The sequence below is a fragment of the Pelobium manganitolerans genome, assembly GCF_003609575.1.
Lineage (GTDB): Bacteria > Bacteroidota > Bacteroidia > Sphingobacteriales > Sphingobacteriaceae > Pseudopedobacter > Pseudopedobacter manganitolerans.
Window position 1 is genome coordinate 36,463 of the sequence record NZ_MBTA01000001.1, and the last position, 16,357, is coordinate 52,819.

General features: G+C 41.6%; 15 protein-coding genes. 6 read left to right on the forward strand and 9 right to left on the reverse strand.

The window, feature by feature from the left end; translation table 11 throughout:
* Positions 1-74: 74 nt before the first annotated feature.
* Together BCY91_RS00185 and BCY91_RS00190 are read left to right on the forward strand one after the other, a co-directional pair.
* On the forward strand, positions 75-266 hold the full coding sequence (locus BCY91_RS00185) for a hypothetical protein (protein WP_120179999.1): 192 nt from the start codon (positions 75-77) through the stop codon (positions 264-266).
* Between the two features lie 47 nt (positions 267-313).
* Positions 314-1,384: a DNA topoisomerase IB gene (locus BCY91_RS00190; protein ID WP_120180000.1), complete on the forward strand. Its 1,071-nt coding sequence runs from the start codon at positions 314-316 to the stop codon at positions 1,382-1,384.
* Here the strand turns inward: BCY91_RS00190 and BCY91_RS00195 are convergent.
* From BCY91_RS00195 to BCY91_RS00205, 3 genes are read right to left on the reverse strand one after another with little or no spacing between them, the layout of a single operon-like run.
* Positions 1,379-2,176, reverse strand: a complete 798-nt coding sequence (locus BCY91_RS00195) for a TerC family protein (RefSeq protein WP_120180001.1) — start codon at positions 2,174-2,176, stop codon at positions 1,379-1,381. The genes BCY91_RS00190 and BCY91_RS00195 overlap by 6 nt on opposite strands.
* A 51-nt stretch (positions 2,177-2,227) precedes the next feature.
* Complete coding sequence (locus tag BCY91_RS00200) at positions 2,228-3,169, reverse strand: Smr/MutS family protein (protein ID WP_120180002.1); 942 nt, start codon at positions 3,167-3,169, stop codon at positions 2,228-2,230.
* Positions 3,170-3,179: 10 nt separating this feature from the next.
* On the reverse strand, positions 3,180-4,196 hold the full coding sequence (locus BCY91_RS00205) for a Gfo/Idh/MocA family protein (RefSeq protein WP_317124669.1): 1,017 nt from the start codon (positions 4,194-4,196) through the stop codon (positions 3,180-3,182).
* Between the two features lie 208 nt (positions 4,197-4,404).
* Here BCY91_RS00205 and BCY91_RS00210 point away from each other — a divergent pair, with 208 nt between their 5' ends.
* Both BCY91_RS00210 and BCY91_RS00215 read left to right on the forward strand, forming a co-directional pair.
* Positions 4,405-4,962: a peroxiredoxin gene (locus BCY91_RS00210; RefSeq protein ID WP_120180004.1), complete on the forward strand. Its 558-nt coding sequence runs from the start codon at positions 4,405-4,407 to the stop codon at positions 4,960-4,962.
* Between the two features lie 78 nt (positions 4,963-5,040).
* Complete coding sequence (locus tag BCY91_RS00215) at positions 5,041-5,619, forward strand: carboxymuconolactone decarboxylase family protein (protein WP_120180367.1); 579 nt, start codon at positions 5,041-5,043, stop codon at positions 5,617-5,619.
* 242 nt (positions 5,620-5,861) lie between these two features.
* Here BCY91_RS00215 and BCY91_RS00220 read toward each other — a convergent pair whose 3' ends face one another.
* From BCY91_RS00220 to BCY91_RS00240, 5 genes are all read right to left on the reverse strand, one after another.
* Positions 5,862-7,409, reverse strand: coding sequence for a DHA2 family efflux MFS transporter permease subunit (locus BCY91_RS00220; RefSeq protein ID WP_120180005.1), 1,548 nt, complete (start codon positions 7,407-7,409; stop codon positions 5,862-5,864).
* 3 nt (positions 7,410-7,412) lie between these two features.
* Complete coding sequence (locus tag BCY91_RS00225; RefSeq protein WP_120180006.1) at positions 7,413-8,456, reverse strand: HlyD family secretion protein; 1,044 nt, start codon at positions 8,454-8,456, stop codon at positions 7,413-7,415.
* A 7-nt stretch (positions 8,457-8,463) separates the two neighbouring features.
* Entirely contained in the window at positions 8,464-9,813 is a 1,350-nt protein-coding gene (locus tag BCY91_RS00230) for a TolC family protein (protein WP_120180007.1), read from the reverse strand.
* Entirely contained in the window at positions 9,814-10,437 is a 624-nt protein-coding gene (locus BCY91_RS17925; protein ID WP_120180008.1) for a TetR/AcrR family transcriptional regulator, read from the reverse strand.
* Between the two features lie 116 nt (positions 10,438-10,553).
* The gene (locus BCY91_RS00240) at positions 10,554-12,266 is read right to left on the reverse strand and encodes a glycoside hydrolase family 3 protein (RefSeq protein WP_120180009.1); all 1,713 of its coding nucleotides are present in this window, start codon (positions 12,264-12,266) and stop codon (positions 10,554-10,556) included.
* 329 nt (positions 12,267-12,595) lie between these two features.
* Between BCY91_RS00240 and BCY91_RS00245 the strand changes: the two genes are divergently transcribed.
* Positions 12,596-13,231: a porin family protein gene (locus tag BCY91_RS00245; protein WP_120180010.1), complete on the forward strand. Its 636-nt coding sequence runs from the start codon at positions 12,596-12,598 to the stop codon at positions 13,229-13,231.
* 14 nt (positions 13,232-13,245) lie between these two features.
* On the opposite strand, the gene BCY91_RS00250 is transcribed toward BCY91_RS00245, so the two are convergent.
* Complete coding sequence (locus BCY91_RS00250; protein WP_120180011.1) at positions 13,246-14,445, reverse strand: MFS transporter; 1,200 nt, start codon at positions 14,443-14,445, stop codon at positions 13,246-13,248.
* 362 nt (positions 14,446-14,807) lie between these two features.
* Here BCY91_RS00250 and BCY91_RS00255 point away from each other — a divergent pair, with 362 nt between their 5' ends.
* Positions 14,808-16,307, forward strand: a complete 1,500-nt coding sequence (locus tag BCY91_RS00255; protein WP_120180012.1) for a MiaB/RimO family radical SAM methylthiotransferase — start codon at positions 14,808-14,810, stop codon at positions 16,305-16,307.
* Positions 16,308-16,357 lie beyond the last annotated feature (50 nt).

Consider the following 16,357-nt stretch of genomic DNA (forward strand, 5'->3'; position numbering starts at 1 on the left):
GCGTTGGTCTAATACATTTTATGGCGCCAAAAAGTGTTTGAATATTTGAAGCATCAACAAAAAACACAGCAAAAATGAAAAAATTAGGCACTTCTGTTTCTCCTTTTTTAATGTTAATTGTACCGGTATTGTTTGCCGTTTTACTTTCTTTAAACCTAAACAATGGCGACGGAGAAAATACCGATAACTTAAGCAGCAACATAAAAACCGAGATTAGCGCACAGAAATTGGTGAAGGCCGGGCTTGTACGCTTCTTACTAAAATAAAATTTGTTGGTCTGGTTTTAGATTGATGACCTTATCAATCTCCTTTTATGACCAGATTAGAGAACAAGCTTGCAAAAATAGGCACCGACGCTAAAGTTACCGCTAAAGCAGCGGGCCTGCGTTACATAGAAGACCGCACCAAAGGTTATTACAGAAAAAAAGCAGGCAAAGGTTTTAGATACGAAGATTATGAGGGCAAGCCTGTAAAAGATGAAGCCCTTCTGGAACGCTTTAGAAAACTGGTTATACCGCCTGCTTACCAAGATGTTTGGATAGCGCCCTACCCCAACAACCACCTCCAATTTACCGGCTACGATGTTAAGGGCCGCAAACAATACCGCTACCATGCAGACTGGAATGCCATACGCAACCAAGCGAAGTTTTTCCGCTTGCGTAATTTTGCAAACTGCCTTCCTAAAATCCGCCAGCAGATAGAAAAAGACCTCAATTTAAAAGGATTGCCTATCCGCAAAGTGCTGGCTTTGGTGGTAAAACTGATTGAGCTTACGCACATACGGATAGGCAACGAAAGTTACAGTAAGTTGTACGGTTCTTTTGGTTTAAGCACCTTAAAAGATAAGCACGTAAAATTCAAAGGCGCTACCGTAAAGTTTTCTTTTAAAGGGAAAAAAGGCGTTTACCACGATATTGAACTGCAAAGCCGCAAGCTGGCAACCTTAGTGAAAAAATGCCAGGAAATTCCGGGCAAAGAGCTGTTTCAGTATTATGATGATGAAGGCAACCACCATAGCATTGGCAGTGGCGATGTAAACAACTACCTTAAAGAAATTACTGGCGAAGACTATACCGCCAAAGATTTTAGAACTTGGGCGGGCAGTGTGCACGCTTTGTGTGCATTTAAAGATATAGCTTTGGCAGAGAATGAAACCAAGCTTAAAAAGCAGATAGCCAGCGTAATTGATGATGTTGCCAAAAAACTAGGAAATACACGCACCGTTTGCAAAAAATATTACATACATCCCTCTGTAATAGATGCTTACCAAAACGGCAAAATACAGAAATATAAAGTGCGCGAGAGCAACAAAAACAGCCTTTCTGTTGAGGAAAGGCTGTTGGTTAAAATTTTAGATAACGAAAAATTTGCCGAAATGCTATAAGTTTTGATTAGTAGCCTGTGGCGTATTTCGCAAAGACACAGGCTTTCTTTTCCCAGATTTCGACTTCATTTTTAGGTTTAAAAACTCTACCAAAACAGAGAAAGCCATCGCAAAATAAATGTATCCTTTCGGGATGTGTTGCTCAAAGCCTTCTGCAAGCAAAGAAACGCCAATTAAAAGCAAGAAAGACAGCGCCAGCATTTTCACCGTCGGATGTTTATTTACAAAATCTGAGATAGCTTTTGATGAAAACATCATTACTACCACCGCAATCACCACCGCGGCAATCATCACTTCTACATGGTTAGCCATGCCTACGGCTGTAATTACCGAATCGAGCGAAAAAACGATGTCCAAAAGTAAAATCTGGAATATCACTCCCCAAAAAGAGTACACCTTTTTTACGCCGCTGTTGTCTTCTTCGCCTTCCAGTTTTTCATGTATTTCATGGGTGCTTTTATAAATCAGGAACAAACCTCCGATAATCAAAATCAAATCTCGGCCGCTAATGGCAAATTTCTCCAGCCACTCGGGGTCGTCCATTCCAATTAAGCTACCCAAATTAAACAGGGGCGCGGTTAGCGTCATAATCCAGCTTAGCGAAAGCAACAGCAAAACACGCGTAATCATCGCGGCAGCTAAACCTATGGTTCGGCCTTTACTTTGTTGCTCGGGCGGTAACTTGCCCGATAAGATGGAGATAAACACAATGTTATCAATGCCCAAAACTATTTCGAGCACGGTTAGGGTTAACAATGAAACCCAAATTTCGGGGTTACTAAGCCATTCCATAAGTAGTAAAAAAAAATTTGCTAAAAATAGAAAAAGAGCTTTAATATCAAATTATTTGAAAAAAATTACGGTGGCCCCGTAACCAAATTTTTGCTTTTGGGCATCCATAAAGGTTTTTACTTGCGGATTTTTACTGGCCGCTTTATGGATATGCTGTTGTAAAATGCCGTTGCCAACGCCATGGATAAACACGATGCTGTCGTACTTATGCACAATAGCCGCTTCTAAATTGCTTTGAAAGTGCGCCAGTTGAATATCCAAAATTTCTTTGTTGTTCAAAAAAGAATAGTCGTCGCGCAGTTTATCAATATGCAAATCAACTTCTTTGGCTGGTTTCTGTACAGATGGTTTTTCTGCCACAGGTTTAAAAAAGCTTTCTTTCAACTTCTCTGCATCAATTACTAATTCTGGCTCATCCATTCTAAAAAGCCAACCTTGCGCATTTAAAGCTTTGATTTTTTGTTTTGATCCCGAAAAATCTTTGCTTCCGAATTTGATATTAAAGCTGAGGGGCTTTTTAGGCTCGCGATTAGAACTGCTGTAAAAAAGCGCCTGAAAATTCAAAGTAGGCCACAAATCTAAATCGGGCAGGGCAGCGCTATAAACTTTTGCTTGCGCCTGCGCGCCCAAGCGGTCAAAGAAAACACCTTTATAAATATTTTTGCTGTGCGTTTTTAAACTTAGCATTACTTGGTACGAGCTTTCGTTTACCACATAGAAGTGAATTACGGAACCTTTATTGGCATCTGGCACTGCCACCAAATAAATACCGCGTTCTATAAAATCCTTGTCTTCGCTAACGTCATGCACCAGCTCTTTAAATTCTGCATTTGAGGGATGCCCGTGAACCCGCGTGATATTGCTTACCATCACCGGAATTTCAAAGTCATCATCACCGGTAACACCAACCATATCGTCGTTGATGATTTTGGTAATATATCCTTCGCGCCTTTCGTCGATAAAACGCACAAATTCGCCCAACTGGTATTTCATTATTCTTAAGCTATTTTTCTAAAATGGCCAACTGACCTAAAATTTGGTTCTGCTTTGCAAAATATTCCGCACCATTTCTAATGCTGTTGTACACTTCATCAAACAGCTCCAGGTAATTGCCTTTTTCTGCAGGTATCCGCTCTTCAACTACCTCACCGTTTGCGCTAAAAGTGTAGAGTAGGGCTTCATCGCCCTCATTTTCTACGCCATAATCTGCATCAGCCGGCTTTTTGCCCGCCAAAAGCTGCGCCTCTTGTACGTCTGTCCGATATTTAATCAGCGTTCCTTTTTCGCCGTAAACTACGTAAGCGGGCTGCTGTTTAACTACCAGCATGTTGGTGCCCACAAAAACGTTTAAACCGTTGTTGTATTTCAGATGGGCGTAGGCTGCATCATCTACTTGTGTGCTTCCACGATGTTTGGCGTAAGTTTTTTCAAATTCTGGAGGGATACCGAACAGCGCAATGGCTTGGTCAACAATGTGTGCGCCCAAATCGTAAAAAACACCTGCGCCGGGAATGGGGTCTTCTTTAAACTGCTTTTCACTAATTTCGTTTCGGTAACGATCAAAGCGGATGTGCGCTTCTGATATTTTACCCAACCGTCCCGAATCGATTATGTTTTTCACCGTTTTAAAATCGCTGTCGAACCTGCGGTTTTGATAAGCCAGTACCTTTAGGTTTTTGCGGAAAGCGAGCGCAAACAGCTCTTCAGCTTCGTTACGGTTTACGGAGAAGGGCTTTTCTATTAAAACATGCTTACCTGCCAGCAAAGCAGCCTTGGCATAACTGTAATGCGTATAATTTGGGGTATTAACAATAATTAATTCTATCTCATCATCGCCAATTAGTTCCTCTGCACTGCGGTAGGTTTTAATATTCGGATAATCGGCAACTGCATTATTTTTAGTACGCTCAAAAACCGCAACAAGCTCAAAGCCATCATGCAAATCAATAAAAGGAGCATGAAAAATTTTGCCCGACATGCCGTAGGCTAAAAGACCAGTTTTTATAGGGTTACTCATCATATCAAAATTTTAACAAGGCTGTTAAAAGACTTATCTCCAAAAATACAATTTTATCTGCCACCGCGTTGGAGTAAAACAATATATAATTATTATAAAGATTATAGTTTTTCCTTATATCGCTATCAAAACATGCGATTGGCGTTTGCTTTGCGGGTTTAGTATATTTGCATCAACAAAAATTTAGTTAAACATTTAAACATTATAAATCATGATCGGTATTGGAGAAAAATTCCCAGAATTTAGCAAAACAGCAGTTGTAAGTCTTGAAAAAGGCAAAGAGTTTGAAACTATTTCTTCAGATTCTTTTATTAACGATGATAGCCGTTGGACAGTAATGTTCTGGTGGCCAAAAGATTTTACTTTTGTTTGCCCTACAGAGATTGCGGAATTTAACAATAACTATAGCGAGTTTAGAGATAGAGACACTACCTTAATTGGTGCTTCTACCGACTCGGAATATGTACACTTGGCTTGGAGAAACAACCACGATGATTTGAGAGGACTGAAGTTCCCGATGTTGGCAGATACTTCAAAATCTTTAGCAGAAGACTTAGGCATTTTGGTAGCTGATGAAAAAGTAGCTTACAGAGCAACCTTCATCATCGACCCTCAAGGTATTATCCGCTGGGTTTCTGTAAACGATTTAAACGTAGGCAGAAACGTGAAAGAAGTTTTGCGCGTGTTAGATGGTTTACAAACAGACGAGCTTTGCCCATGCAACTGGGAAAAAGGCCAAGAAACTTTAACCGCTGCATTAGAGGCTTAATTAATAAAAAGCCCTTTGTACCCACAAGGGGCTTTTTTATGCAAGCAACACAACATTAACAAACTGATTATCAAGATTATGAATATTTCAGAAACTACACAGGAGGTTTTAGCCATATTTGGCCAAACCGAAATCAACAATAAAGCATTAGCCATTTTAAACGCTACCGATTTTAAATATTTAAAAGATTTAAAATTAAACTTCAACAGCACGTTAAGCTCAGAGTTTTTATCGGAAAAAGAGTGCGGTTTGGTAGGTTTAAGCGTAGCCGCTAACAACCAAAACGCAGCGATGATGGAGTTTTACAAAAACTACGCGCTTAAACATGGCGCAACAGAAGATGAATTGGCAGAAGCTGTTTCTTGCGCGTCTTTATTGGCATCTAACAACGTATTTTACCGTTTCCGCCATTTTACGCAGAAAGAAAAATACACACAAATTCCCGCACGTATACGCATGCAGCTAATGGTGAAACCGGTGACGTCAAAAGAGTTTTTTGAGCTGTTAAGCTTGGCCATTTCTGCGGTAAACGGTTGCGAGATGTGCGTAAACGCGCACGAAGATTCTTTAATTAAGTTAGGTTGCAAAGAAGAACGCATTTTTGACGCCATCCGCATAGCTTCAATTGTAACCGCAACTGGCAAACTGATTTATTAAGTCATTTAGTCAGAAGTTTTATGTTTAGTAAAATTAAAGCTTTTGACTTATTCTTTAGTTACAAACGCAACAACCTGTTATAAATAATTTTAGAGGAAATTTGTTTTTGGAGATATAAAATCCCTATATTAGTGACAAGGTTAATCATGCCTAAGAGAAATTAAACGGCTTTTAGGTTTTTATAGGTTTTAATTGTTAATTACAAAGCCGCTTTTTTAGCTAAAAGCGGCTTTGTTTGTTTACTAGTGTGCATCTACCGGCACGTTTGTATTCTTTTTAAACTTTTGCAATAACAACAGCGGAATAGAAAACAGCATCACGTAACCTACCAGCCAATACGCGTCTGTATAAGTTAAAAGCACCGTTTGCTTAATCACCATGCCTTCAATGGCTTTTGTGGCGGCGTGTTGCGCATCTAAAAAAGTATAGCCTTTGGCCATGAAGCTTTGTGTTATGGCCTGAATTTTTGCCGTAAACGCCGAGTTATACTCGTTAATGTTAGACAACAAATTGCTGCGGTGCACACCATTTCGGATATGCAAAAACGTGGTGAGCGCTGCAATCCCGAAAGAACCGCCCAGCTGCCTGCCCATGTTATTTAGCCCCGTGCCTTGGCCAATTTCTTTTCCGCGCAAATCTTGGATAGCCAAGGTAGTTAAAGGCACAAATAAAAATGCCATGCCAACCCCTCTGATAATTAAAGGCCAAAAGAAATCGCCGGTGCCAGAAGATAAGGTGGATTTGCTGAGCATCAGCGAGAAAATGAAAAACATCAACATCCCAAAACCTGCCATCAGCTGTGCCGGAACACCTTTCTTCAGCATCATCCCAATAAAAGGCATCAGCACAATAGTGGCTATGCCGCCGGGCAACAATATTTCACCTGTTTGCAGAGGCGAAAAGCCCAGCAGGTTTTGGCAAAATATCGGGAAGATGAACACAGAACCGTACAAGCCAAATCCTAACACAAAACTGAAAAACATCCCCACAGAAAAACTTCGCTTCTTTAAAATTTCCAGGTTTACAATGGGATATTCCACTGTTTTCTCGCGCCAAATGAACAGCAAAAAGCCAAGGACCGAAATAATGCTAAGCACCAAAATATACGATGTGGCAAACCAATCTTCACTTTCGCCTTTTTCTAATACGGTTTGCAAGCTGCCCACGGTAACTGCCAGCAAAATAATTCCCCACCAATCTATCGGCCGGCCTTTAGCAGTTTTTGGCGTTTCGCTGATGACCGTATAAGTGGCAAAAGCGGCCAAAATGCCTACCGGGATGTTTACATAAAATATCCACGGCCAAGAGAAATGCTCGGTAATGTAGCCGCCAATGGTTGGCCCTAAAGTTGGCCCCACAACAGCACCCAAGCCAAACATCGCGGTAGCAGTGCCCACTTCTTCGGGCGGCCAGGTTTCCAGCAAAATGGCTTGCCCGGTAGAGATTAAACCTCCGCCTGCTAAGCCCTGCAAAATCCGGAAAATAATCAGCTCATTTAAACTGGTAGCATTACCGCATAAGAAAGAGGCAATGGTAAAAACAATAATGGAGGTCAAAAAATAGTTTTTGCGCCCAAAAGTTTCGCCAAGCCATCCCGACATGGGCAAAATAATTACGTTGGCCACCGCGTAACCGGTGGTAATCCAAGCAATATCTTCTAAGGTTGCACCCAAATTCCCCTGCATTTGGGGCAACGATACGTTTACGATGGTGGTATCTATCAACTCTAAAAGCGAAGCCACAATCACCGTGATGGTAATGACCCACTTTTTAACACCTTTTTCTGCCATATATTAGTCTGCAATATGTACCGAAACGTTCACGCTCATTCCCGGGCGCAGTTTGGACATGATTTTATTGTCGTCAATTTTAATTTTTACCGGCACGCGCTGAATCACTTTTACGTAGTTTCCGGTGGCGTTATCCGGTGGCAACAAAGAAAATTTTGCACCGGTAGCCGGCGAAAAGTTGTAAATGTGGCCTGTGATTTCAGCATCCGGGAAGGCGTCTACCTCAATATCTACCAGCTGACCTTCTTTCAGTTTTTCCAACTGGGTTTCTTTAAAATTTGCCGTTACGTAAATACTGCCATCATTCACAATGGAAAACAGCGCCTGCCCCGGTTGGATGAGTTGACCAATTTGGATGTTTTTGTTAGATACGATGCCCGAAGTTGGCGCTGTAATGCGGGTGTAAGAAAGCATCAGCTTAGCATAATCAATATCTGCGCTGCGCAAATTAATATTTGAGCTTGCTGCAGAAACCTGCGATTGGCTGGTGTTCACTTGTTTTTTTACCGCTTCGTATTGCGTTTTTGCCGCCTGTAAACTTGCGTCTGCCGCTTCTTTCTCGGCTTTAGCCTGATCAAACTGTTGCTGCGTAACAGAGCCATCTTTTACCAAGTTTTGGTAACGCACAAAATCTTTATTGGCTTTGTTTGCTTTAGCCTGTGCAATTTCAACATTGGCTTTTGCTGTGCCCACGTTTGCCGCGGTAGAGCTTACCACCGTTTCGCTCACGTTTACATTGGCTAAAGCCGATTGTTTGCCCGCCTGTGCCTGTTCTAACTTCACTTTCAGCTCGCGGTCGTCTAATTTTACCAATAACTGATTGGCATCCACATGCTGGTTTTCTTCAAAATAGATAGAGTCCACATAACCGCCCACGCGTGAAACAACCGGACTGATATCGCCGTCTATCTGCGCATCATCCGTGTCAACGTGTTTGCTGAAATAAATGTACTCTTTGATACCGAATACAGCGCCTATAACTATCAGCACCGCTAATATAATTGGGATTACTTTTGCCGATTTTGATTTGGGTTTTTGTGTTTTCATGCTGATTTTATAAAGTAATTTTCTTTCCTGTTGATTTTAAAAGGTTGTAATAAGCCAGCTGCGCATCGGCTTTGGCTAGCTCTAAATTTATTCTGGCTTGGAAAAGTTGCGTATTTGCATCTAACCTATCTGTAAGCGGCGAAATGCTGTTCTCGTACTTGGACTGTACAATCTTATCGTTTTCAGAAGCTTGTTGGATGGCTGTGTTTAGCAAATCGATTTTTTTGATAGCTTGTATATAAGCTTGGTAGTTTTGGTTGATTTCTGTTTTAATCTGATCTGCAATAATTGATTTACCTATTTGCGCCCCCTGCTGTTTGATGCTGGCTTCGGCCACTTTATTTTTTGTTGTCCATAGCGTTCCAAAATCCCACGAAAGTGTTAAGCCTAAAGTTATAGGAGTAATAAATTCGCTTTTGCTGGGCACTAAATGTCCGCCCGGGTTTATATAATACGCCCCTAACCCAGCGCCAAGGGTAGGCAACTGATCGGCTTTTATACTGGCAATGTCTTTAGCTATTAGCTGCGTTTGCAAATCTGCTTTTTTAAGCTCAACGCGATTGTTGCTGGCACTATCTAAGTAGCTGTTTAAGTTATTTTGCGACGAAAAATCATTGGGCAAAGCTGTAGTTTGGATGATGGTTTGCTCGGGCAAACCCAACATGATGTTGAGGTTATAATTTACCACATTGCGGTTTTTGTCGATATCTAAAGCGGTAAGCTCTACATTAGATTGTTGCAATTGTATGCGCAAAACCTCGTTTTTAGTAACTATGCCCTGCTCAAAAAAGCGTTGCGTTTGCTTGTATTGCGTGTTTAGCGCGTTTAAGTTCTGTTTAATTACAGATTTACTGGCATCAAGCTTATACAAATTAAGGTAAGCATCAATGATTGCGATGGTGATATCGTCTTCATCTTTGCTTACATCTAAACCGGCTATTTTTTTTACCAGTTGCGCGCTCTCTTTGGCGTATTTTAATTTGTTACCGGCAAAAATAAGTTCCTGCACAGACAGTGTCCCGATGATGGCATCTGCGCTTTTCGGCAATTTTATAGGATCGCCCGGGCCAAGCTGTAAAACATGGTTAGGTATTTCGGCGTGGTTATAAATACCGCTTGCGCTGGCAGTGGGCAAAGCACGGTCCAACACCTGTTGATAAGCCGCTTCCGCCTGCAAAACTTTGGTTTTACTTAGCGCCAAGGTTTTGCTATTTGCCAGGCCCAGCTGTACGGCCTCTGGCAAAGTCAATGTTTTTACGCTTTGCGCATCTGCCAAAAACGGCAAGATTAGCATCAGCGAAAGCGCGCGCAAAAATTTAAGCTGTTTTTTAATTGTTGTATGGATATATGTGTTCATTTATTTGGATAAATACAGTTTAAACATTTTTTTGTAGTGGTCTTTTAGGCGCTGCACCACGTCATCAGTGAGTAGCTCTTGTGCATCTGTGCTGCCTTTAAACAACAAAGAAGCCATTGGCGAAGCATTAATGAGGTACACTTTAGTACCAAACATCGAGGCTATAAGCATTTCGGCATCAACCTGTGCAAAACTGCCGTTTGCCACACCGTCGCTAATGATTTTTTTAATTTCGATGAGGTTTTTGGACAGCATCCCCACAATATGCTCGCTGATGCGGTTGCGTATGCTGATGCTCATTTCCATATACATCAGTTTTTGCACGGCACAGCTGCGTTGCATGTGATCTACATAGCCATCAATAAACTTGTTCAGCTTGTCAAAAGACGAAATGTTATCGCTATTGATGGTTTGCAGGCGCGAGTGGTTGGCGGCGATATGTTTTTCTAAAATTGCTAGGTACAGTCCCTCTTTTCCGCCGAAGTAATAATTGAGCATCGCAATGTTGACATCTGCTTTCTTTGCTATTAGGCGGGTTGTAGTAGCATCAAAACCGAGTTCGGAGAACAGTTCTTCTGCGACCTCCAATATCGAATTACGCTTGTCTAATTTTTCATCTCCCATGAGGGCGACAAAATTAATTAATCGATTGATTAACTTTTGTCAGATGAAAATCAGTTTTACCCCGATTGCGGATGGAGACTCTGCTGAAAAAGTACAATGACCCTTTATAGAGTTTCCTACTTCATCGTAATCCCATCGCCGTATTTAAAAAAGGCGTTTATAGTTACCGGAAGTTTACCCGAAGATTTTAGTTTCCCCAACAGCAATTGCGCAGCAGAAAGTTCCATTTGCGGGCTGTTTTGGTAGCCGACAATCAAACCTGCGCTGTTTTCAATCCCGGGCAAACCTGCAATAGCATAAGGGTTGGCAAATACAGTTGTTATGGTCTGCTGCTTAGTTAAATCTGCAATAAATAATTTAAGCTTGGCGCTGTAATCCAGCTGGGCGCCGGGCCTGTTACGGGTATCATAAATGCTCAATAAACATAAATCAAATGCTTTAAGTTCGGTTTTAACCGCTTCCATTTCTTTTATGGAGATATCTTTTGGCACGATGAACAGCGTTGCGTTCGGAAAATCTTTTTTAATGGTTTTCGCAAATAAAGTAGGCTCTTGCGGACCTACCGTAACAATGGCGGTTTTGCGCACAAAATCATTTTTTAAAGGCAAAAGCTGTTCGCCTTTTAACAAGGTTATTGCGGCATCGGTAAGTTCTTGATGCAACTGTTGTTCTGCCGGCGAGTTAATATCGGCAACTAAGCCTGTCAAATTGGTGCTGTCTAAGTTATTTAGCCCCATCCAATATTTAGCTTCCAATATTTTTTTCACCTTACGGTTGATGTCATCCCAGCTTAACCTTTTTTGCCTGATGGCTTTGCGGATCAGCTTTATGGCCCGACCAGAATTTTCTGACAGCTCAACCACATCGTTTCCTGCAATAATTGCGCGTACATCGGCTTCGCCGTTGGGGAAATATTTTACCACGCCTTTCATCTCCATGGCATCGGTAAAAACTAGACCTTTAAAGCCTAACTTCTCTTTTAACAAGCCGGTTATAACCGGTTTCGACAGTGTTGACGGTACATTTGGCGTAGCATCTAATGCGGGGATGTTCATGTGCGCCACCATTATGCCGCTTAAACCCTCGGCAAAAGCCTGCTTAAAAGGGTAAAGCTCTAAAGAATCTAACCGCGCTGCCGAAAAGGGAAGCTGTGGCAAATCGTAATGCGAATCTACATCCGTATCGCCATGTCCCGGAAAGTGCTTTGCGGTGGTAAAAAGCCCTCCGTTTTGCATTCCCTGCATATAAGCGATGCTCTTTTGGGCAACATTATATTTGTTTTCGCCAAAAGAGCGGTAACCGATAACCGGATTTTTGGGATTGTTGTTTACATCCATTACAGGTGCAAAGTTTATTTGCATCCCCATCCTTTTAAAGTCTTTAGCCACCTGTAAACCCATTTTGTAAATGAGCTGGTTGTTTTGTATGGCGCCTAAAGTCATCTGGTAAGGCAAAGAAATACTGCTGTCTAAGCGCATACCTAAACCCCACTCGCCGTCTAAGGCTATCATTAAAGGTACTTTACTTAAACTTTGGTATCTGTTGGTAAGCGCTGCCTGCCTAACCGGGCCGCCCTGGAAAAAAACTATCCCACCTAAGTGTTGCTTTTTTATGATGTGACCTACCGAATCTGAATAGGCTTGCCCCAGATTGGTGTGGGCGCGCACCATAAACAGTTGCCCGATTTTTTGGTTACGGGTAAGTTTTTTAAAAACAGAATCGACCCAGCGGTTGGGTGCGTCAATAGTTTGCACAAAAGGAACGCGTTGTTGAGCTTGGGCCAATTGGGCAACAAAAAGCGCTAACAGTAAAAACAAGTATTTCTTCATATCTGGATAAGCAAATCGCTACCGGAACTTAAATTATAAGTTTCCCAAAAATACATTCTAAGCTTAACAAATGTTTGCACACATAGTATTTTTATGTAGGTGTTTTCAATTCTCTACAATATTTCTCAAGACGCTTAACGGTATATCTTGTAAGGATTAGACCACCTGAAAACAAAATTTATTGCTGTTTATCAGGGTTTTGCAAGTCAATAGGTTCCTTAAATTGAAGCTTTGGCACAGATGTTTCTTATGCAAGTTCAAACACGCAATACTAAGGTTTATACAAACAAACAGACTTTGCAAAACAGTATTGCACAAAAACGAAAATTATGAAAAAGTTATTTATAGCTGCTTTTGCCTTACTAGTTGTAGGGAAAGCAAACGCACAAGAAACAACAAGTACAAACGGCCCCACTTTTGGTATTAAAGCAGGTGCCAACTTTGCAAACATCATTAAAACGGATGATTCTGATTTTAAAACCGATGTAAACACTGGTTTTAACGCCGGCGCTTTTATAAACATCCCAATTGTGGACCGTTTGTCTTTTCAACCAGAGGTGATGTTTTCACAAAAAGGTTTTAAATCTGAACGTACCGGAATATTAGGCGACGGTACACTCACCCAAACCACCAACTGGATTGAGGTGCCAATTTTAGCTAAAATTACGCCTGCAAACGGCTTCAACGTTTATTTAGGCCCACAGGTTTCTTTCTTAACCAGAACAAAAACCAAATACGAAGGAACTTTTACATCGGCACAGCAAACTAAATACGAAGATGATGCCGATAAATTTAAAAAGAGCATCGTTGGCGGAGTTTTAGGTGCAGGTTTTGATATTACCAAAAACATCTCTATTAACGCCAGATACAATTTAGATTTCCAAAAAAACAACGAGGACGGCACCACCGAAACGCCTGCGTTTAAAAACCAGGTATGGTCTGCCGGTTTAGCTTTACAATTTTAAGCTAAAATCCCACACTATAGCTCAAGCTCTTTATCCTTGGGGGATAAAGGGCTTTTTTTATTGCTGTGTAGGTACAAATATACCAAACCCATAAAGTTAGCTATCGCCGCTGCGTAAAATACCAATGGCGTATTTTCTATCCGGCTGCCCACGTACCATCCCGAAAAAAAGGCGCCTAAACCAATGCCTGCTTCTAAAGCGATATAAACCGTAGCCACAGCTAGGCCACGTTTATCGGCATCGCTTAAATCGATAGTCCAAGCTGACACTGCGGGCGATAGCATTCCTGTAGCCACGCCATAAATCACAGCGCCAATTAAAAATCCGTTTGCGGTTTCAAAAATTCCTAAACAAAGTAAGGCCAGGCACAAAAGCGCCATCGAAAATTTAATAATCGGTTTGCGGCCAAATTTATCCGAGCTTTTACCTGCTACAAAACGCACCAACAGAGAAGCGATGGTAAAAACCATGAAAAAAATGCCTTTGTTGGCAATCCCGATGCGTAATGTCCAATCCGGAATAAGCGTAATAATGGCTCCGTAACTTACGTAGCTGAATATGGTGACCCAAAAAGCCGGCATAGCTTGCTTATTTATCCATTCGTTACGTTTCATTTTTAGTAACGAAGGCTTAAACCGCTGTTTACTGGGCAAAGTTTCTTTCATATTAAATATGATAAGAATGGAAGCTAAGGCAAAAAGCGAAGAGCAGTAAAACAATACATTGATAGAATAATGCTGCGTAATGGCGCTGCCGATAGCCGGGCCAATGGCCATCCCGGTACTAAAAAAAACACCGTGGATGCCCATCGCTTCGCCCCATTTGCCCGCGGGTACGCTATCTGCCACATAAGCCGATGTTGCGGTAGGTTTAAAGCCGGTTGAAAATCCGTGGATTAAGCGCAAAAATAAGAAACCGGCAATACTGGTAAGTATCGGGTATAAAAAGCCACAAACAAAACACACTAAAGAACCAACTGCCATCACCGGCACACGGCCAATTTTATCAGTAAGTTTGCCACTAAATGGCCTAGAAATGCCTGCCGTAAGCGTAAACAACGCAATGATGAGGCCTTTAAATTCGGCACCGCCCATACTGGTTAGGTAGGCAGGCAAATCTGGTATCAGCATATTAAAGCTAGCCGAAAAAAGGAACGAGCTAAAACAAACCAAAAGAAAAGGAAGGGTATAAATGCTTTTTTGAGGATCCGACATAAGCCTGCAAAAGTACAAATCCAAAAGCTATGCAGTTGTAAAATTAAGACGAGGCTGTTTTAAATAAAAGGTATAAGTCGGTCGCTTCTTCTTTTAATGCACGCAATTAGGTTGGGGTAAAAACCACAAAAAAAGGCTGACTTTTTTAGACAGCCTCTTAGAGCGCTTATCATAGAAAGATGTTAATTAACGCTATCTGTTTATGGTAAAACAATAGGCAAAGCTATATCCAATCCTATTGATTAAAAATACCCAGAAACGGGTAATTTAAAGGTTTCAAAAACGCACACCTGTAATTTATATGCTGACAAACTGTCATTTGCCGTTTTAATTTTATAATTTTGCCATTCAAAATTTTTAGCATGTTAGAGTTGAATTTGGCTTCTAAAGCGCATGATGAATCAAGACAGGGAGAAGCATTAATGTTGGAAGGTAAAAATACACTTCCAAATCAGCGAAAGCTATATATTGAAAGCTATGGTTGTGCCATGAATTTTTCGGACAGTGAAATTGTGGCCTCTATTTTAAGTGAGCAAGGTTTTTCTACCACGCAAGAATTTACTGATGCCGATGTAATTTTTATCAACACCTGCTCTATCCGCGAAAACGCAGAAATACGCGTTAGAAACCGCCTTAAGCAATTTAGGGCGGCAAAACGTAAAAACAAAGACTTGGTAGTCGGCGTATTAGGTTGTATGGCCGAAAGGCTAAAATCAAAATTTTTAGAAGAAGAAAAATTGGTGGATGTGGTGGTTGGCCCAGATGCTTACCGCGATTTACCAAACCTGATAGCGCAAGTAAACGATGGACAAAAAGCCATAAATGTACTTTTATCCCGCGAAGAAACTTACGCAGATTTAAGTCCGATACGTTTAAACTCGAATGGCATTTCCGCATTTATTTCCATTATGCGGGGCTGCGATAACATGTGTTCTTTTTGTGTAGTACCTTTTACCCGCGGACGCGAACGTAGCCGCGACCCCTATTCCATCATCCGCGAAGCAGAAGAATTGCGCGATGCAGGATATAAAGAGGTGACTTTATTAGGGCAAAATGTAGACTCTTACAAGTGGGTGCCTCAACCTCGGTCCTTCCCCGAAGGAGAAGGAAGCGCAGGAGAAACTAAGAGCGCCCACAATACCTCCCTCTCCTTCGGAGAGGGCCGGGGTGAAGCTCCTATTAATTTCGCCAAACTTTTAGAAATGGTAGCAGCGGTAAGTCCGGATATGCGCGTACGTTTTTCAACATCGCACCCAAAAGACATCACTGATGAAGTTTTGCGCACCATCGCCAAACACGAAAACATCTGTAACTACATCCATTTGCCGGTGCAATCTGGCAATTCGCGCATTTTGGATCTGATGAACCGTACCTACGACCGCGAGTGGTATTTAAGCCGGATCAAAGCCATCCGCGAAATTATTCCGGATTGCGCCATCTCCAGCGATGTAATTTCGGGCTTTTGCAGTGAAACTGAGGAAGAACATGCAGAAACTTTAAGCTTAATGGACAGCGTAAAATTTGAGTTTGCCTACATGTACTCTTATTCCGAACGTCCGGGAACGCCCGCTGCTAAAAAATTTGCGGATGATGTGCCCGAAGAAACCAAGCAACGCCGCTTACGCGAGATTATAGACCTGCAACAACAACATAGTCTGTACCGCGCACAAAAACGCATCGGCAAAGTAGAGAAAGTGCTAATAGAAGGGTTTTCTAAAAAATCCGAAAAAGATTATTGTGGCCGTAGCGACCAAAACCACATGGTGATTTTCCCGGTGAACGATGCCGTTAAACCTGGCGACTACGCCAACGTATTGATTGAAAAAACCACTACAGCAACTTTGATAGGCAGGATGGTGTAAAACGGTATAAATGAAAGAGTAAAAAAAAGGCCTTGAGCAACTACCAGGTC